At 61.2% G+C, this 16,912-nt stretch carries 16 protein-coding genes; 15 read left to right on the top strand and 1 reads right to left on the bottom strand.

Going from position 1 to position 16,912, the window contains the following annotated elements; genetic code table 11:
• Nucleotides 1-46: 46 nt before the first annotated feature.
• The 6 genes from murJ to ispH all read left to right on the top strand — a co-directional run bounded on the left by murJ (nucleotide 47) and on the right by ispH (nucleotide 7,585).
• Nucleotides 47-1,585, top strand: coding sequence for a murein biosynthesis integral membrane protein MurJ (gene murJ, locus CD58_RS24490; RefSeq protein ID WP_025215557.1), 1,539 nt, complete (start codon nucleotides 47-49; stop codon nucleotides 1,583-1,585).
• A 129-nt stretch (nucleotides 1,586-1,714) separates the two neighbouring features.
• Nucleotides 1,715-2,653, top strand: coding sequence for a bifunctional riboflavin kinase/FAD synthetase (ribF, locus tag CD58_RS24485; RefSeq protein WP_025215556.1), 939 nt, complete (start codon nucleotides 1,715-1,717; stop codon nucleotides 2,651-2,653).
• Between the two features lie 13 nt (nucleotides 2,654-2,666).
• Nucleotides 2,667-5,498 (top strand): isoleucine--tRNA ligase, encoded by a 2,832-nt coding sequence (gene ileS, locus CD58_RS24480; RefSeq protein WP_025215555.1) that lies wholly within the window; start codon nucleotides 2,667-2,669, stop codon nucleotides 5,496-5,498.
• The gene (lspA, locus tag CD58_RS24475; protein ID WP_025215554.1) at nucleotides 5,491-6,015 is read left to right on the top strand and encodes a signal peptidase II; all 525 of its coding nucleotides are present in this window, start codon (nucleotides 5,491-5,493) and stop codon (nucleotides 6,013-6,015) included. Before ileS ends, lspA begins: the two co-directional genes overlap by 8 nt.
• On the top strand, nucleotides 6,008-6,445 hold the full coding sequence (gene fkpB / locus CD58_RS24470) for an FKBP-type peptidyl-prolyl cis-trans isomerase (protein WP_025215553.1): 438 nt from the start codon (nucleotides 6,008-6,010) through the stop codon (nucleotides 6,443-6,445). The genes lspA and fkpB overlap by 8 nt, the downstream gene beginning before the upstream one ends.
• 192 nt (nucleotides 6,446-6,637) lie before the next feature.
• Nucleotides 6,638-7,585 carry a 4-hydroxy-3-methylbut-2-enyl diphosphate reductase gene (gene ispH / locus CD58_RS24465; protein ID WP_025215552.1) on the top strand — a complete coding sequence of 316 codons (948 nt, stop codon included), beginning with the start codon at nucleotides 6,638-6,640 and terminating at the stop codon, nucleotides 7,583-7,585.
• Here the strand turns inward: ispH and CD58_RS24460 are convergent.
• On the bottom strand, nucleotides 7,562-8,077 hold the full coding sequence (locus tag CD58_RS24460; protein WP_025215551.1) for a GspH/FimT family pseudopilin: 516 nt from the start codon (nucleotides 8,075-8,077) through the stop codon (nucleotides 7,562-7,564). The two genes, ispH and CD58_RS24460, sit on opposite strands and share 24 nt — an antisense overlap.
• Before the next feature lie 261 nt (nucleotides 8,078-8,338).
• On the opposite strand from CD58_RS24460, the gene CD58_RS24455 reads away from it, so the two are divergent.
• The 9 genes from CD58_RS24455 (at nucleotide 8,339) to CD58_RS24415 (ending at nucleotide 16,834) form a co-directional block, all read left to right on the top strand.
• The gene (locus CD58_RS24455; protein ID WP_025215550.1) at nucleotides 8,339-8,812 is read left to right on the top strand and encodes a GspH/FimT family pseudopilin; all 474 of its coding nucleotides are present in this window, start codon (nucleotides 8,339-8,341) and stop codon (nucleotides 8,810-8,812) included.
• Nucleotides 8,809-9,270, top strand: a complete 462-nt coding sequence (pilV, locus tag CD58_RS24450) for a type IV pilus modification protein PilV (RefSeq protein ID WP_025215549.1) — start codon at nucleotides 8,809-8,811, stop codon at nucleotides 9,268-9,270. Before CD58_RS24455 ends, pilV begins: the two co-directional genes overlap by 4 nt.
• On the top strand, nucleotides 9,267-9,980 hold the full coding sequence (locus CD58_RS24445; RefSeq protein WP_025215548.1) for a PilW family protein: 714 nt from the start codon (nucleotides 9,267-9,269) through the stop codon (nucleotides 9,978-9,980). The genes pilV and CD58_RS24445 overlap by 4 nt, the downstream gene beginning before the upstream one ends.
• A 10-nt stretch (nucleotides 9,981-9,990) precedes the next feature.
• Nucleotides 9,991-10,470 (top strand): pilus assembly PilX family protein, encoded by a 480-nt coding sequence (locus CD58_RS24440; protein WP_025215547.1) that lies wholly within the window; start codon nucleotides 9,991-9,993, stop codon nucleotides 10,468-10,470.
• On the top strand, nucleotides 10,457-13,570 hold the full coding sequence (locus tag CD58_RS24435) for a pilus assembly protein (RefSeq protein ID WP_025215546.1): 3,114 nt from the start codon (nucleotides 10,457-10,459) through the stop codon (nucleotides 13,568-13,570). The genes CD58_RS24440 and CD58_RS24435 overlap by 14 nt, the downstream gene beginning before the upstream one ends.
• Nucleotides 13,571-13,580: 10 nt before the next feature.
• Nucleotides 13,581-13,982, top strand: coding sequence for a type IV pilin protein (locus tag CD58_RS24430; RefSeq protein ID WP_025215545.1), 402 nt, complete (start codon nucleotides 13,581-13,583; stop codon nucleotides 13,980-13,982).
• A gap of 54 nt (nucleotides 13,983-14,036) precedes the next feature.
• Complete coding sequence (thiO, locus tag CD58_RS24425) at nucleotides 14,037-15,137, top strand: glycine oxidase ThiO (protein WP_025215544.1); 1,101 nt, start codon at nucleotides 14,037-14,039, stop codon at nucleotides 15,135-15,137.
• 145 nt (nucleotides 15,138-15,282) lie between these two features.
• A complete protein-coding gene (locus CD58_RS31145) occupies nucleotides 15,283-15,447 on the top strand; it encodes a hypothetical protein (RefSeq protein WP_158482165.1) in 165 nt (54 codons plus the stop codon).
• Nucleotides 15,448-16,468: 1,021 nt separating this feature from the next.
• Nucleotides 16,469-16,834 (top strand): DUF6124 family protein, encoded by a 366-nt coding sequence (locus tag CD58_RS24415; protein ID WP_025215542.1) that lies wholly within the window; start codon nucleotides 16,469-16,471, stop codon nucleotides 16,832-16,834.
• Nucleotides 16,835-16,912 lie beyond the last annotated feature (78 nt).

Raw genomic sequence — 16,912 nt, 5'->3', positions numbered from 1 at the left:
GGCGCGTTGTTCGCCTGCTGTTTATCGACAGGCAAAAACTCTTTTCATGAATCTGCTCAAATCGTTGGCTGCCGTCAGCTCTATCACGATGCTTTCCCGCGTCCTGGGGTTCGTTCGCGACACGCTGATCGCACGGATATTCGGCGCCGGGATGGCCACCGATGCCTTCTTCATTGCCTTCAAGTTGCCCAACCTGCTGCGACGGATCTTCGCCGAGGGGGCGTTTTCCCAGGCCTTTGTGCCGATCCTGGCGGAATATAAAAGCCAGAAGGGCGATGAGGCAACCCGCACATTCATTGCCTACGTCACCGGCCTACTGACCTTGGTGCTGGCGCTGGTCACGGCCGCCGGCATGCTCGCCGCGCCCTGGGTGATCTGGGCCACGGCGCCAGGTTTCACCGATACCCCGGAAAAATTCCAGCTCACCGCTGATCTGCTGCGGGTGACCTTTCCTTATATATTGCTGATTTCCCTGTCATCCCTGGCCGGGGCGATCCTCAATACCTGGAACCGTTTTTCCGTGCCGGCCTTTGTGCCGACCCTGCTCAACGTCAGCATGATCGTGTTCGCAGTGTTCCTGACGCCGTATTTCGATCCGCCGGTGATGGCTCTCGGCTGGGCCGTGCTGGTGGGTGGCCTGGCGCAGTTGTTGTATCAACTGCCGCACCTGAAGAAAATCGGCATGCTGGTACTGCCGCGGCTGAACCTGCGTGACAGCGGTGTGTGGCGGGTGATGAAGCAGATGCTGCCGGCGATCCTCGGGGTTTCGGTGAGCCAGATTTCCCTGATTATCAACACCATTTTCGCTTCGTTCCTGGTGGCCGGTTCGGTGTCGTGGATGTACTACGCCGACCGTCTGATGGAGTTGCCGTCCGGCGTATTGGGTGTGGCCTTGGGCACGATCCTGTTGCCGACCCTGGCCAAGACCTACGCCAGCCAGGACCGCCAGGAATACTCGCGCATCCTCGATTGGGGCCTGCGCTTGTGTTTCGTGCTGGTCTTGCCGTGCTCCCTGGCGCTGGGGATCCTGGCCGAGCCGCTGACCGTTTCGCTGTTCCAGTACGGTCAGTTCAACGCGTTCGACGCCTTGATGACCCAGCGCGCACTGATCGCTTATTCGGTGGGCTTGCTCGGGATTATCGTGATCAAGGTGCTGGCGCCGGGCTTCTACGCCCAGCAGAACATTCGCACACCGGTAAAGATCGCCATTTTCACCCTGGTGATGACCCAGTTGTTCAACTTGTTGCTGATCGGTCCGCTGGCCCACGCCGGCCTGGCCCTGGCGATCAGTGCCGGTGCCTGCCTCAACGCCGGGTTGCTGTTTTATCAGTTGCGCAAGCAGAAGATGTATCAGCCGCAGCCGGGCTGGGGCAAGTTTGGTCTCAAGCTGCTGGTGGCCGTGGCGATGATGTCGGTGGTTTTACTTGGCGCGATGCATTTCATGCCACCCTGGGGCGACGGGCAGATGCCCGAACGTTTCCTGCGCCTGGGCGTGCTGGTCGCCGCCGGTGTGGTGACGTATTTCGGTATGTTGTTGCTCATGGGTTTCCGTCTGCGCGACTTCAACCGCAAGGCCTTGGGCTGAGGCTCGGCCCTCGATAATCCCGGGCTGGGCAGTGGTTTTGTCGGTTCGATCACTTTGGGGTGCGGTGTTGCCTGTCGTCGGCCGCCGGGTGTGGTTATAATCGGCCACTTTATGAGCAAGAAGCGCGTTATGCAGCTGGTTCGAGGCCTCCACAACCTGCGCCCCCAACATCGGGGCTGTGTCGCCACTATTGGCAACTTTGACGGTGTTCACCGTGGCCACCAGGCTATCCTGGCGCGGCTGCGCGAGCGTGCGCTGGAATTGGGCGTGCCCAGCTGCGTGGTGATCTTCGAGCCGCAGCCCCGGGAATTTTTCGCCCCGGACACCGCCCCGGCCCGTCTGGCCCGGTTGCGGGACAAACTGCAACTGCTGGCCGCCGAAGGCGTCGACCGGGTCCTGTGCCTGGCCTTCAACCAGCGCCTGAGCAAGCTCAGCGCTGCCGAGTTCGTCGACACCATCCTGGTGGACGGTCTCGACGTGAAGCATTTGGAAGTCGGCGATGATTTCCGTTTCGGCTGTGACCGGTCGGGGGATTTCGACTACCTGCAACAGGCCGGTATCGCCCAGGGTTTTACTGTCGAAGCGGCGCAGACGGTCGAGATCGATGGCTTGCGCGTCAGCAGCACCCAGGTTCGCAATGCCCTGGCGGCTGCCGACTTCGAATTGGCCGAGCGCTTGCTCGGCCGGCCGTACCGGATTGCCGGACGGATCCTGCACGGGCAGAAGCTGGCGCGCCAATTGGGCACGCCGACGGCCAACGTGCAACTCAAGCGCCGTCGTGTGCCGCTGACCGGGGTGTTCCTGGTGAGCGTCGAGATCGACGGCAAGACCTGGCCCGGTGTCGCCAATATCGGCGTACGGCCCACGGTCCAAGGGGATGGCAAGGCCCACCTCGAAGTACATGTTCTGGATTTTGCCGGCGATCTGTATGACCGGCGTTTGACGGTGGTTTTCCACCAAAAGCTGCGTGAAGAGCAGCGTTTTGCCTCTCTGGAGGCGCTCAAGACGGCGATCCATGCAGATATCGCCGCCGCCCGTGCCCTTGTCGCAACCAGCGCCAATCGCTAATGAAGAGCCTTAAATGACCGACTATAAAGCCACGCTAAACCTTCCGGACACCGCCTTCCCTATGAAGGCCGGCCTGCCTCAGCGCGAACCACAGATTCTGCAGCGTTGGGACAGCATTGGCCTGTACGGAAAGTTGCGCGAAATTGGCAAGGATCGTCCGAAGTTCGTCCTGCACGACGGCCCTCCGTACGCCAACGGCACCATTCACATCGGTCACGCGCTGAACAAGATTCTCAAGGACATGATCATCCGCTCCAAGACCCTGTCGGGTTTTGACGCGCCTTATGTCCCGGGCTGGGATTGCCACGGCCTGCCGATCGAGCACAAGGTGGAAGTGACCCACGGCAAGAACCTGGGCGCGGACAAGACCCGCGAGCTGTGCCGTGCCTACGCCACCGAGCAGATCGAAGGGCAGAAGTCCGAATTCATCCGCCTCGGTGTGCTGGGCGACTTCGCCAATCCGTACAAGACCATGGATTTCAAGAACGAAGCCGGTGAAATCCGTGCCCTGGCGAAAATCGTCGAGGGCGGCTTCGTGTTCAAGGGCCTCAAGCCGGTGAACTGGTGCTTCGATTGCGGTTCGGCCCTGGCCGAGGCGGAAGTCGAGTACGAGAACAAGAAGTCCTCGACCATCGACGTTGCGTTCCCGATTGCCGATGAAGACAAGCTCGCGACCGCTTTCGGCCTGGGCAAGCTGGGCAAACCGGCCTCGATCGTGATCTGGACCACCACCCCGTGGACCATCCCGGCCAACCAGGCGCTGAACGTCCATCCGGAATTCAACTACGCCTTGGTCGATGTCGGCGACAAGCTGCTGGTGCTGGCTGAAGAGCTGGTCGAGTCCTGCCTGGTCCGCTACAACCTCGAAGGCTCGGTGCTGGCTACTGCGCCGGGTTCGGCGCTGGAGCTGATCAATTTCCGTCATCCGTTCTATGACCGCCTGTCGCCGGTGTACCTGGCCGACTACGTGGAGCTGGGCGCTGGCACTGGCGTGGTTCACTCCGCACCGGCCTATGGCGTCGACGACTTCGTGACCTGCAAGAAATACGGCATGGTCAACGACGACATCCTCAATCCGGTGCAGAGCAATGGCGTGTACGTGCCGTCGCTGGAATTCTTTGGCGGCCAGTTCATCTGGAAAGCCAACCCGGCCATCGTCGACAAACTGACCGAAGTCGGCGCGCTGCTGCACACCACGGTCATCGAACACAGCTACATGCACTGCTGGCGCCACAAGACTCCGCTGATCTACCGCGCCACCGCGCAGTGGTTCATCGGCATGGACAAGCAGCCCACCACTGGCGACACCCTGCGCCAGCGTTCGCTCAAGGCCATCGAAGAGACCCAGTTCGTGCCGGCCTGGGGCCAGGCGCGCCTGCACTCGATGATCGCCAACCGTCCGGACTGGTGCATCTCCCGCCAGCGCAACTGGGGCGTGCCGATCCCGTTCTTCCTGAACAAGGAAAGCGGTGAGCTGCACCCGCGCACCGTCGAGTTGATGGAAGCCGTGGCCAAGCGCGTCGAAGTCGAAGGCATCGAAGCCTGGTTCAAGATGGACGCTGCCGAGCTGCTGGGCGACGAAGCGCCGCTGTACGACAAGATCAGCGATACCCTGGACGTCTGGTTCGACTCCGGTACCACCCATTGGCACGTGCTGCGCGGTTCGCACCCGATGGGCCACGAGACCGGCCCGCGTGCCGACCTGTACCTGGAAGGTTCGGACCAGCACCGCGGCTGGTTCCACTCATCGTTGCTGACCGGTTGCGCCATCGACAACCATGCGCCGTACCGCGAGCTGCTGACCCACGGGTTCACCGTCGATGAGTCTGGCCGCAAGATGTCCAAGTCCTTGGGCAACGTGATCGCGCCGCAAAAGGTCAACGACACCCTGGGCGCCGACATCATGCGTCTGTGGGTGGCGTCCACCGACTATTCCGGCGAAATGGCCGTTTCCGAACAGATCCTGCAGCGCAGCGCGGACGCCTACCGGCGGATCCGTAACACCGCGCGCTTCCTGCTCTCGAACCTGACCGGCTTCAACCCGGCCACCGACCTGCTGCCGGCCGAAGACATGCTCGCGCTGGACCGTTGGGCCGTCGACCGTACCCTGCTGCTGCAACGCGAGTTGCAGGAACACTACGGCGAGTACCGCTTCTGGAACGTCTACTCCAAGATCCACAATTTCTGTGTGCAGGAGCTGGGTGGTTTCTACCTCGACATCATCAAGGACCGCCAGTACACCACCGGCGCCAACAGCAAGGCCCGCCGTTCGTGCCAGACCGCGCTGTTCCATATCAGCGAAGCGCTGGTGCGCTGGATCGCGCCGATCCTGGCGTTCACCGCCGATGAGCTATGGCAATACCTGCCGGGCGAGCGCAACGAGTCGGTGATGCTCAACACCTGGTACGAAGGCTTGACCGAACTGCCCCAGGGCTTCGAACTGGACCGTGCCTATTGGGACCGGATCATGGCGGTCAAGACCGCGGTTAACAAGGAAATGGAGATCCAGCGTGCGGCCAAGGCCGTCGGTGGCAACCTGCAGGCCGAAGTGACGCTTTACGCTGAAGAGGCCCTGAGCAGTGACCTGGCCAAGCTGAGCAACGAGCTGCGTTTCGTGCTGATCACCTCCACCGCCAGTGTCGCCCCGTTGGTGCAGGCGCCGGCCGATGCGGTGGTCACCGAAGTCAGCGGCTTGAAGCTCAAGATCGTCAAGTCGATCCACACCAAGTGCGCCCGTTGCTGGCACTGCCGCGAAGACGTTGGCGTGAACCCGGAGCATCCGGAAATCTGCGGGCGTTGTGTCGACAACATCAGCGGCACCGGCGAGGTTCGCCACTATGCCTAATGTGGCGCCTAACGCAGCGGGCCGTTTCGGACGGCTGGGCTGGCTCTGGTTGAGCGTGCTGGTCCTGGTCATCGACCAGGCCAGCAAGTTCTACTTCGAAGGCTCGCTGACCATGTACCAGCAGATCGTGGTCATCCCTGACTACTTCAGCTGGACCCTGGCCTACAACACGGGCGCCGCGTTCAGCTTTCTGGCCGACAGTTCGGGCTGGCAGCGCTGGTTGTTCGCCCTGATCGCTGTCGTGGTCAGCGCTGTTCTCGTGGTCTGGCTCAAACGCCTGGGCCGTGACGAGACCTGGCTGGCCGTGGCACTGGCGTTGGTGCTCGGTGGCGCCCTGGGCAATCTTTACGACCGGATCGCCCTCGGCCACGTGATCGATTTCATCCTGGTGCATTGGCAGAACCGCTGGTATTTCCCGGCGTTCAACTTTGCCGACAGCGCCATCAGCGTGGGCGCCGTGATGCTCGCCCTGGACATGTTCAAGAGCAAGAAAACCGGAGAAACCGTCCATGACTGAGCAGCGTATCGCTCAAAACACTGAAGTGAAGCTTCACTTTGCCCTGCACCTGGAAAACGGCGACACCGTCGATAGCACCTTCGACAAGGCCCCGGCCGTGTTCAAGGTCGGCGACGGCAACCTGCTGCCAGGCTTCGAAGCGGCGATCTTCGGTTTCAAGGCCGGCGACAAGCGCACCGTAGTCGTGCCACCGGAAAACGCCTTTGGTCAGCCCAACCCGCAAAACGTGCAGACCATGCCACGCTCCCAGTTCCAGGACATGGAGTTGTCCCTGGGCCTGCTGGTGATCTTCAACGACGCCGCCAACACCGAGCTGCCGGGTGTGGTAAAGGCTTTCAACGACGCCCAGGTGACCGTGGACTTCAACCATCCGCTGGCGGGCAAGACCTTGAACTTCGAAGTGGAAATCCTCGACGTCAAGGCGTTGTAACTGAGTGAATGCGGTTTAGTGTGGGAGCGGGCTTGCTCGCGAAAGCGTCGGCACATCCAATATCTGTGCTGACTGACACTCCGCTTTCGCGAGCAAGCCCGCTCCCACATGGGATCTCCATTGTTTTCGGGCTTTTTTGCTTGATCGACAAGCACTGATTCAATTTCTTGCGCGCAAGACACGAGGCACAGCATGCAAATCAAACTCGCCAACCCCCGTGGCTTCTGCGCCGGTGTGGACCGGGCGATCGAAATCGTCAACCGCGCCCTGGAAGTCTTCGGGCCGCCGATCTACGTGCGCCACGAAGTGGTCCACAACAAATTCGTCGTCGAAGACCTGCGTAGTCGCGGGGCCATTTTCGTCGAGGAACTGGAGCAGGTGCCGGACGACGTCATCGTGATCTTCAGCGCCCACGGGGTTTCCCAGGCGGTGCGGACCGAAGCCGCCGGCCGTGGCCTGAAGGTCTTCGACGCGACTTGCCCACTGGTGACCAAGGTGCATATCGAAGTCGCGCGCTACAGCCGTGACGGTCGCGAATGTATCCTGATCGGCCACGAAGGCCATCCGGAAGTCGAAGGCACCATGGGCCAGTACGACGCCCAAAATGGCGGTGCGATCTACCTGGTCGAAGACGAGGATGACGTCGCGGCCTTGCAGGTGCGTAATCCAGAAAGCCTGGCTTTTGTCACCCAGACCACCCTGTCCATGGACGACACCAGCCGTGTGATCGACGCCCTGCGCTCCCGCTTTCCGGCCATTGGCGGCCCACGCAAGGACGACATCTGCTACGCCACCCAAAACCGTCAGGACGCGGTCAAGCAACTGGCGAACGAGTGTGACGTGGTGTTGGTGGTCGGCAGCCCGAACAGCTCCAACTCCAATCGCCTGCGGGAACTGGCCGAGCGCATGGACACCCCGGCCTACCTGATCGACGGTGCCGAGGACATGCAGCGCAGCTGGTTCGATGGCGTCGAGCGTATCGGTATCACCGCCGGTGCCTCCGCGCCGGAAGTGTTGGTACGCGGCGTGATCCAGCAATTGCAGGCCTGGGGCGCCACCGGTGCCGATGAACTGGCCGGGCGCGAGGAGAACATCACCTTCTCCATGCCCAAGGAACTACGCGTTCGCTCCCTGCTTTAAGCCTTTTTCGCACAAGGCCTGCTCGGTTTTTTCGCTGCGCAGGCTGATGCGCCCGCTGCGCGCCAGCACCACCTGATGGTGACTGACCGGCTCGCGTTTGGCGCAGACATGCAGTGTGCCAGCCTGGAATGCGTCGCTGGGCAGCAGCGCTTGCCCTTGGCTGCCGAACCTCACCGAGCGCTTCACCGGCCAGTTGCCTATCACGCGCGCGCGGCCGCTGCGCTCCATCAGCAATGTCTTCTCCTTGTCGTCCAGGGTGATCCGCCAGCCTCGGCCCCAATCGTTGTCTATCCCCCTGATCACGACGGTCCGGTTGCGCGTGATGGCTTCACTGCGGGCGCTACGCAAACCACTGGCCAGCAACTGCGCGGCGTCTTTGCGTTCGGTGGCTTCGACCAGCGCTGTATAGCTTGCGCAGGCCCACGGCAGAACAATTGCCGCAATCACTAGTCCCATGAGCAGCTCGATCAGGCTGAAGCCCTGTTGGTGCATGACATCTCCTCCCTGGAGAATGTGAAGCGGATTCAAGATTAATAGCCCATTGTGGCGAGGGGATTTATCCCCGTTGGGCTGCGCAGCAGCCCCAATGAAGCTGATTACGATCCAACCTGACACCCTGCGTAGGTTGGTTTGGGGGCCGCTGCGCAACCCAGCGGGGATAAATCCCCTCGCCACAGGGCAGTATTGGGCACACAGCGGTGGTTTGTTCTAGCGTGTAGAAGCAGGTATAGCCGACGGCAACGGAGGGCACCGATGGATCCTCGTACAAAAGGTTTCACGCTGATCGAGGTGCTGGTGGCCTTGGGTGTGCTGCTGATCCTGATCACGATGGCGGTACCGGCGTTTACTGGATCGATGCAAAGCACCAAGGCCGATACCGAGATCGGCGATCTGCGCCGGGCACTGAACTTCGCCCGGATGGAGGCGATCGATCGCGGTACCACCATTCGAATTCGCCCCACGGCCGAGGGCGGGGCCTGGAGCGGCGAACTCACGGTGTACGACAGTACTGGCTCGCCGGCCAATGTATTGCGGGTTATTCCAGCGATGGGCAGCGGCGTCACTCTGACACTAAGCTTGGAGGTGACCAGCATCGATTTCAACAGCCTTGGCGGGTTGTCGGCCCTGGCCGTGCCGGTGAGTTTCAATTATGTAAGGGGGGCGCAGAGCCGGACGCTGAGTGTTTGCCTCAATGGACGAATCGTATTGGGTGGTGGGTGCGGATGAAGGATTGCAGTAACAGGGCACAGGCGGGCATGACGCTGATCGAGGTGCTGGTGGCGGTGCTGATCCTCGGCGTGGGCATGCTGGGGGCGGCGATGATCCAGCTCAATGCCCTCAAGTACACCGACAGTTCGCGCATGACCAGCCAGGCCAGCTTCATCGCCTACGACATCCTGGACCGTATTCGCGCCAATTCCGGTGCCGACTACACCATCACGCCACCCAATTCACCAAACCTTAACGTGGCGCGTGACCAGGACCTCTACGACTTCAAGACCAACATCATTGCCTTCGGCGGTGCCACGGCCACGGGCACCATACGACTGAACCAGCGGGTCTACACCATTACCATTTCCTGGGACGACGACCGAGCCGCCAACACGTCCGATGCGGCCGAGGCGCGACGCAGCTTTGTACTGACCAGTCGTGCCGCCGTCGACCCGCTGGGGACGCCGCCATGAGCAGGCATTGCCGGGGATTCGGCCTGATTGAATTGATGATCGCGCTGGTGCTCAGCCTGATCGTCGTGCTGGGCGTCGTGCAGATTTTCATTGCGGCCAAAAACACCTACATCAGCCAGGGTGCCGCGGCGGTGATGCAGGAGGATGCCCGGTTCGCCCTGAGCAAAATGGTCCAGGAGCTGCGCATGGTGGGCATGTTCGGTTGTCTGGGAACCATTACCGATGCTTCCACGGCGGGGGATTTCAATGCCAGTCAGATCACGCCGATCCGCTGGGACAACGCCAACCTGAAACTGACCCTGGTGACGACGGATGTCGGCAGTGGCGGCGGTGCGCCGACGTGGACCGTCGTCTCCGATTGCCGCACCTCGGCCACCGCCTACACCGGCGTACGGGCACCCGCGACCGGGCAGCTGGCGTTTCCGATACGACGACTGGTCTACAGCTTCAGTAATAACCAGTTGCTGATGGGCACCGGTGCCGGCAACCCGACCCAGGCGGTGCTGGTAGACAACGTGCGAACGTTCAACGTGACGTTCGGCGTGGCCGGTAGCGCGTCGGCCACCGCGGCGTCGAGCTACAGCAGCAATCCGGCGGACCCGGCCCTGATTCGCAGCGTGCGCCTGACCCTGACGCTCTTCGATCCGAAGAACGCCGTGCGCGAGCAGACCTTCAACGTGGTTGCCGCTTTGCGCAACCGGCTCTTGTGAGGGGCGCTTGATGAATACGACGTCCATCAAACACAGCCAGCGCGGCATGGCCTTGCTGGTCAGCCTGGTTTTCCTGTTGCTGCTGACGCTGATCGGCCTGTCGTCGATGCAGAGCGCCACGCTCCAGGAAAAGATGACCAGCAGCGTCATGCTGCGCAACCAGTCTTTCCAGATCGCCGAGGCGGCGCTGAGGATGGGCGAGAGTGCGGTGCAGGTCGAGACCTATGCGCTGGCGGTGTGTACCACCACAACGCAATGTGCGCCTCCGGCTGAGTCGGCGACCCTCTCGGTAGCCGGGCGCAACTCATTGTCGGGAGTGACCTGGGTCGCCGCCGCTGGCGGGTTTTATGGGGTGCAGAACATTGGCACCACGCTCGCGGCGGTCAATGTGCCCAGCAATACGTCGGCGACGCTGTACAGGATCACGGCGGTGGCTGTGGTGGGGAATAACCAGCGCAGCGTGGTGGAGAGCATTTATGCGAAGTACTAAGGTGCGCCGCAATTGGATGCAGGCGCTGTGGGGCGCGTTGCTCAGCCTTTACCTGGCGGCCCCGGCGTTTGCGTTCACGCCCTCGGATTCGCCGCTGTTGAGTGCGGCTGCGGTTACGCCGAACGTGATGCTGCTGATCGATGATTCGGGGAGTATGAATAATATTATCTGGGCGGCGGGGTTTGATCCGGCGGCGACACAGACGCGCACTTATGCTTGCAGCGCCAGTAACAACTGTAACGACAGGTATGAGCTGGACCTGGAAGATTCGAACATCCTGTTGGTAGGTCTGTTGCGGGGCGGCTGCTCGTCTGGCTGGTACGGTTTCTATCGACCCAGCATTGGGCGGGTCTGTCTTCGGTTGCCAGATCCTGTGGGAGGCGGCAATACCCGTTACACCGGTAAATACCTGGCGTATCTGGTGACCCTGGCCAACGGATCGAGCCGGGACTTCACCACCGGCACGATCCCCAACGACTATCGAATCAACGTGGCACGGGATGTCTCCAACGACTTGGTCGCCGCTAACCGCGCCTTGCGCATTGGCCTTGCCACCTTCAACCCGCCCAACAGCAACAACTCAGGTCCTGGGGGCTACATCGCCCGTGCGGTCAGCGATCTGTCACCGGTCAGCGGCAGCGTGACCCAGACCCAGGCCAACACCAACTACACTGCCCTGATCAACGCCATCAACGCGCTGGGTGCCGTCGCGAATACGCCGCTGGCCGAGAGCTATTACGAAGTCACCCGTTACTTCAGGGGCATGGCGCCGTACTACAACGGCACGCCGAGCACTTATACCAGCCCGATCCAGTACCGTTGCCAGAAAAACTTCGGCGTGGTGATCACCGACGGGTTGCCCACCTATGACCGGACATTCCCCACCAACGACCCGCAGGGTACCCCAACGGGCGGCGCCCGGCTGCCCAACTGGGATGGCATCAGCACCAACGATGGCGACAACCCCAGTGGTGACAGCGAGGGCGACACGCTCTACCTGGACGACATCGCCAAGTTCGCCTTCGACATCGACATGCGCTCCACCGGCACCGACGCCACCGGCCAGAGCTGGAACGCCACGGATTTCAATCGGCAGTACCTGAACACCTACACCGTGGGTTTTACCGCCACCAATCAAATGCTCTCCGACGCCGCCCGCTACGGGGCGGGCAAGTATTACCAAGCGACCGACAGCGAAGGCCTCAACTCGGCGTTGGCCTCTGCCCTGAGCGACATCACCTCCAAGGCCGGGTCCGGGGGCGCTGGCACGACCAATGCCGCCACGTTGTCCAGTACCTCCAGCTACTACCAGACCACGTATGACCCCAAGGACTGGCGCGGGACCATCCGGGCGTTCGGCTTCACCTCGGCCGGCACGGTCAACAGGGCTGCAGTGCAATGGACCACCGACACGGCCATCGTGCCCGGCGCCACGGCGCCGATTTATCAGTCGTGGAATACCGCGACCAATGCGCCTGTGACCTTGGCCTACGCTAACTTTTCACCGGCCCAGCAAACCAGCCTCAACCAGAACCTGCCCACGGGAATCACCGGCAACGATCTGGTGGAGTGGAGCAAGGGCGTCAACAAAACCGGCTTGAAGGTGCGCAGCGTGTTACTGGGGGACATCATCAACTCGCCACTGGTGCTGGCATCGCCCAATGAGCAGACCGCCGCGGATTTGCTCAACGACACCAGCTACAGCACGTATCTGACGACCAAGGCGACGAACATGAGCGCCAACCTGGTGGTGAACGCCAACGACGGTTTTTTCAGTGTCATCAACAGTGCCAACGGTACGCGGCGTTACGCCTACATGCCGTCGAGCGTGCTGCCCTCGTTGCAGGACATTGCCGATACCACCTACATCAATGGTGTGAGCCACAAGTTCTTGGTGGATGGCCAGATCGGCGTGTTCGATACGCAATCGGGAAGTGCCTGGAAGACGGTGGCCGTGGGCGGCACTGGCGCCGGAGGCAAGACGTTCTTCGCGGTCCAGCTGTTCGATGCGGCGGCGGGCAATGCATTTCGGGCGCTGTGGGAAATCAGCGCACCGGCCGTTGCCAACACGGCCAACGCCTTCAATGATCTGGGCTACGCCTACGCCCACCCCGAAGTCGCCCGCCTGGCGGATGGACGCTGGGCGGCGTTCATCTCCAATGGCTATGGCAGCAACAGCGGCGTGGCGGCGTTGTACGTGGTGGACATCCGCGACGGTTCGTTGATCAGGAAAATCGTCATCAACAGCAGCGAAACCAATAACGGCCTGTCGTCGGTCAAGCTGCGGGTCAATTCCCAGAACGTGGTGCAGGCTGCGTACGGGGGCGACTTGAGAGGAAGGATGTGGAAATTCGACCTCAGTGGCACTTCCCCGACCGCTTGGGGCGTGGCGTTTGCCGGCCAGCCGTTGTTCACCGCGCCCGGTGGCGCGACCCAGCCGATCACCGTTCAACCGTTGCTGGCAGACAATCCGCAGGGCGGTACCCAGGTATTTTTCGGCACCGGCAAGTTCAACGAAACGGCGGACAAACTCAACAAGGACCTGCAAGGGTTCTACTCGATCTGGGACGCCACCGGCGGCGCCGGGCAAATCACTGTATCGAGCCTGCAGGCGCAGTCCATCACCGGGGTGTTCTCAGGCACCACGGGGCAGTTCGTGACCACCAGCCAGAACGACGTGGCTTATCCTTCGAAAAAGGGCTGGTACCTGCCCCTGGTGTACAACAACGTGCTGACCGGCGAGCGGGTGATCAACCCGGCCAATCTGGTGAGCGGGCGCGTGGTCTTTACCACGGCCGCCGTGGACACCACCGACCCATGCGCCAGCTTCGGTACCGGCAAACTGATCGAAGTGGATGCGTTCAACGGTAAGATGCTCAACTACGCGGTGCTCGATACCAACGGTGACGGTGCGCTCAATACCCTCGACACGATTTCCAGCGGGGTGGTCTTCACCGGCGGTATCCCGACCTTGAGTGCCGTCGTCAGCGCCAGCGGGGCCACCAACATGATCGTCAACGACTCCAGCGGCAACATCACCGAGTTGCTGGAAAAAACCGTTGGCGGCAGCCGTCGCATCATGTGGCGACAAATTCAGTGAGAGGTAAGGTATGCACAGATCCAACCGGGGTTTCACCTTGATCGAAATCATGATCGTGATCGCGATCATCGGTATTGTGATCACCATCGGCTATCCGAGCCTGACCGAATACATGAAGAAGGGCCGACGTACTGAAATCGCCGGGCTGTTGGCGCAGCAGGCGCAAATTCTTGAACGTTATTACTCGAAGAATAACGTCTACACCAACGCCACAGGCCTGAGCAGCGGCAACGATTTTTATACCATTACCCAGACACTGGCGGACCAAAGCTTCACCCTGACCGCCGTGCGCAAGAGCGGTTCGTCCATGGCCACGGACAAGTGCGGTGATTTCAGGATCAACAACACAGGCACGCGAGACATGGTCAACCAGGCTGCCGGGCTGACCGCCAAGGATTGCTGGGGCCGCTGAGTTTTTTATTCGGGTGCACGCTTGCGCCCTCTGTCTTATGAGTCGAATCAAAACATGACCAGGCAACAGCAAGTGGTGATTGTCGGCGGCGGAGTCATCGGCCTGCTGACGGCGTTCAATCTGGCGTCCGAGGGGCAGCGTGTGGTGCTGTTGGACCGCTCCAGTCTCGGCCAGGAGTCGTCCTGGGCCGGCGGCGGTATCGTTTCGCCGCTGTACCCGTGGCGCTATAGCCCGGCGGTCACCGCGCTGGCCCATTGGTCGCAGGATTTTTATCCACAATTGGGCGAGCGTTTGTTTGCGGCCACGGGGATCGATCCGCAAGTGCATGTCACCGGCCTGTATTGGCTGGACCTGGACGATCAGGAAGAGGCGCTGGCCTGGGCCGAGCGGGAAGGGCGTCCGCTGCGGGCTGTGGATATCTCCGCTGTTCATGATGCTGTGCCGGTTCTGGGGGCGGGTTTTTCCCGGGCGATCTACATGGCCGATGTGGCCAACGTGCGTAATCCGCGCTTGGTGAAATCCCTCAAGGCTGCCTTGCTGGCGCTGCCCAATGTCACGGTTCATGAGCACTGTGAAGTCAGTGGGTTCATTCGCGAGGGTGAGCGTGTCGTCGGGGTGGACAGCTCGGTGGGGCCGATACATGGCGATCAGGTGGTGCTGGCCGCAGGCGCCTGGAGCGGTGAGTTGCTCAAGACGCTGGGGCTGAAGTTGCCGGTCGAGCCGGTCAAGGGCCAGATGATTTTGTACAAGTGTGCGTCGGATTTTTTATCGAGCATGGTGTTGGCCAAGGGTCGTTATGCGATTCCTCGTCGCGATGGGCATATTCTGGTTGGCAGTACGCTGGAGCGCGAGGGCTTCGACAAGACGCCGACCGATGCTGCTTTGGACAGTCTGAAGGCTTCGGCGCAACAGTTGATTCCGGCGCTGGCGGGGGCTGAGGTGGTTGGCCATTGGGCTGGGCTGCGGCCTGGGTCTCCGGAGGGTATTCCCTATATTGGCGAAGTGCCGGGGTTTGCGGGGTTGTGGTTGAATTGTGGGCATTATCGCAATGGGTTGGTGTTGGCGCCTGCGTCGTGTCGGTTGTTTACGGATCTGATGTTGGGGCGGGAGGCGGTGATTGATCCTGCTCCCTATGCGTTGGCGGGGCGGTTGTAGGTTTGGGGCATTTTTACTGAGTACATATCCGTTTCTGCGGTAACGGCGGCTTAGGGTTCCGCCCTGACGGCGGCTCACTTTTGAGAAGCGCAAAAGTAAGCAAAACGCTTTTGCCCCACCACTCGGTGCCTCGCCTAGGCTCGGCATGCCCGAACGTAGGCATTGCTCCGTGGGCCGCCGCGAAGGGCCATCCATGGCCCTGCGCGGCTACCTCGGCATCCATGCCGAGGTGCCCTCTGCGCAATACCTACGTTCGGCCATCGTGGTTAATGGGGCGCCCGAGATCAACGTCCGACGCGAGGCGGCCTGAGAGCCGACCTGTCTCTTTTGTCGTACTCCGACCCAATTGTGGGAGCGGGCTTGCTCGCGAAGAGGCCGGTACATACGGCATCCTGATTGACTGCGGTCGCGTCTTCATAGCCTCAGCCTGTTCGCGATAGCGGTAATTCCTTGACATAGCGGTTGGATTTCCTACCGTCATCGCGAGCAAGCTCGCTCCCACATTTAGACCTTCAACAGCTACAAATTTTGTATACGCCACCCATCCCTTGTGGGAGCGAGCTTGCTCGCGATGAGGCCAGCAAACGCAACATCCTCATCGACAGTGGCATCGCCTTTGCGAGCAAGCCCGCTCCCACAGGAGAAACGCGGTCTCCATCAAGAACCAGGTCGGCTATAAGGCCGCCTCGCACCGGACGTTGATCTCGGCGCCCCATTAACCACGCTGGCCGAACGCAGGCATTGCGCAGTGGGCATCCCGGCATGGATGCCGGGATAGCCGCGCTGGGCCATGGATGGCCCTTCGCGGCGGGCCCACGGAGCAATGCCTGCGTTCGGGCACACCGAGCCTAGGCGAGGTGCCGAGTGGTGGGGCAAAAGCGCTTTGGTTACTTTCGCCTGGGCCGGCTTCCGGATTTTCGAAAGTGACCCGCCGTAAGGGCGGAACCGTAAGTAGCCGTTACCGCAGAAACGGATATACACACTCCCGATGCCCTGACAGCCAAATCAGAATTTGTGGGAATGGTCGGACAACCTTCTAATTTAAGCAGACATTTCCGACGAGTTCTGGCGGTTGCCGAGTGGGAAGGGCTCTGGCTAACCTCCCCCTGTCGCTGCCAATTCAGCGTCCGGGCGTCGCGGCCCGCTAACTTGGTGCATAATTCCAGCCGACGACAGTACTTCGGTATTTGTCGTTCTGTCATGGCTGGCTGTGCGTGGGATACCTTCGGGTATGCCGGAGGCTCCAAGTTCGGTCCGCGAACCTGCGTACAGCTGCCACTTCCAATCGCGTCGCGGCGATCAGTGGCAGCTCCATATCTTGGAGATGCACGATGATCAAGGTCACACCCAATCCCCCCGAAACCGATTCCTCATCAGCTCAAAATGGACTCGATCCTCAAAAGCTCGACGAAGCCGCCCAGCGCGCCCTCGACTATTACCTAGCCCCAAAGCCCGAAGCCAAAAAGAAACCACCCTCAAACCAGCTATTCACCGTCGTGGAAGGCATAGACACCGAATGCCTCCTCGCCAACCTCAGCGAAACCCTTGCCTCCGCCAATGCAACAATCAGCGACCTGGCCTTCGAGCTTAACGGCTCGCGACGGCATGTTGCATTGGGTGTGCAACAGCTGATCGAGTTGAGTGAGTTATTGGCCAATCGTGCGCTGGACGAGCAGGTGCCGGTGGCGAAGGGCTAGAAAAGCTGCCAAGGCGAACACAGCCCCTGTGGCGAGGGAGCTTGCTCCCGCTGGGCTGCGCAGCAGCCCCAAAAGCAG

Origin of the sequence: Pseudomonas brassicacearum, assembly GCF_000585995.1 — a bacterium.
Taxonomy (GTDB): Bacteria; Pseudomonadota; Gammaproteobacteria; order Pseudomonadales; family Pseudomonadaceae; genus Aquipseudomonas; species Aquipseudomonas brassicacearum_A.
Note: the sequence above shows the minus strand (reverse complement) of the source record. Positions and strands in the feature narration are given on the sequence as shown.